This window comes from Pseudomonas sp. RL, assembly GCF_000647775.1.
Lineage (GTDB): Bacteria > Pseudomonadota > Gammaproteobacteria > Pseudomonadales > Pseudomonadaceae > Serpens > Serpens flexibilis.
Map to the genome: position 1 here is coordinate 1 of NZ_JBOY01000186.1, position 1,350 is coordinate 1,350.

Below are 1,350 nucleotides of genomic sequence, written 5' to 3' on the forward strand. Positions count from 1 at the left end.
GCCGGGCGTCGTCACGGCGCGGCTTGTGGCGACCCGGGCGCTCGCTGGGGCTCAGCGGCTTGGCGGACTTCTTCTGCAGGCGCTCCATGCGCTCGCGGAACTTGGTGGTGACTTCCGGCAAGGCCACGGGGGTCAGGCCGACTTCCTCACTGAGGATGTCGACTTCCTTCTGGGTCATTTCGCGCCAGCGGCCCATGATCAGTTCGGAGGTGAGGAACACCGGCCCGAAGCGCACGCGCTTCAGACGGCTGACCACCACACCCTGGGATTCCCACAGGCGGCGTACTTCGCGGTTGCGGCCTTCCATCACCACCACATGGAACCAGCGGTTCAGGCCGTCGCCACCCGGGGCTTCCTGGATGTCGGTGAACTTGGCCGGACCGTCCTCGAGCATGACGCCGGCCTTCAGGGTCTCGATCATCTCTTCGGTGACCTCGCCACGCACACGCACCGCGTACTCGCGGTCCATCTCGTAGGACGGGTGCATCAGGCGGTTGGCCAGCTCACCGTCGGTGGTGAACAGCAGCAGGCCGGTGGTGTTCAGATCGAGGCGACCGATGTTGATCCAGCGGCCGCTCTGCAGGCGCGGCAGGCGGTCGAACACGGTCGGGCGACCTTCCGGATCGCTGCGGGTGCAGACTTCACCGTCGGGCTTGTTGTAGATGAGCACGCGGCGCACCACCTGGGCGGCTTCGTCCAGGCGCAGGCTGCGGTCATCCAGCTGGATACTGTCGTGCGGTTCGATGCGCTGGCCAAGGGTGGCGACCTGGCCGTTGACCTTGATGCGTCCGGCGCTGATCCAGCCCTCGATGTCACGGCGCGAGCCGAGGCCCAGGCGCGCCAGGACCTTCTGCAGCTTCTCGCCGGAAACGGGTTGGGGGAATTGGTCTTGGTTCTGATCGGTCATCTGGGCACCTCCCGGTGTAGCGGGTCCGATATAGGGGGCGCGAATCATACACGCAATGAAACGGCACCGCACCGAACCTGTGGGAGCGAATTCATTCGCGAGCTTTTGGGCGCCCGGCTAGGGGCGCCCGGCCAGGGGCGCTGGCCAGGCGCAACCACCGGAAAAGCTCGCGGACAAGTCCGCTCCCACAGGTCCCACGATCACTCGGGGTGCCAGTGGATTTCCAACGGGTAGTGCAGGAAGGCGCGGATCGGCATTTCCCGCACGTCGTTACCGGCGATGGCGCGGCGCAGAGTTTCCACCTTCGCCGTACCGCTGATCACTAGCAGTTGGTGGCGCGCCGCCAGGAGCATTGGGGCGGTGAGTGTCAGGCGCTCGCGGGGCTCCGTCGGTGCCTGCATGGGCAGGCACCGACGGCTGCCTTCCGGATCGAGGGCCTGCGC

The 1,350-nt window shown here is 66.7% G+C and carries 2 protein-coding genes; both read right to left on the reverse strand.

Annotated features, from left to right (window positions below):
• Positions 1-907: 23S rRNA pseudouridine(2605) synthase RluB (rluB, locus tag AS93_RS0117980; RefSeq protein ID WP_027591875.1), on the reverse strand; the 907-nt coding region annotated here is incomplete at its 3' end.
• A gap of 200 nt (positions 908-1,107) precedes the next feature.
• The coding region (locus tag AS93_RS20450) for a 6-phosphogluconolactonase (protein WP_027591876.1) at positions 1,108-1,350 on the reverse strand (243 nt) is incomplete at its 5' end.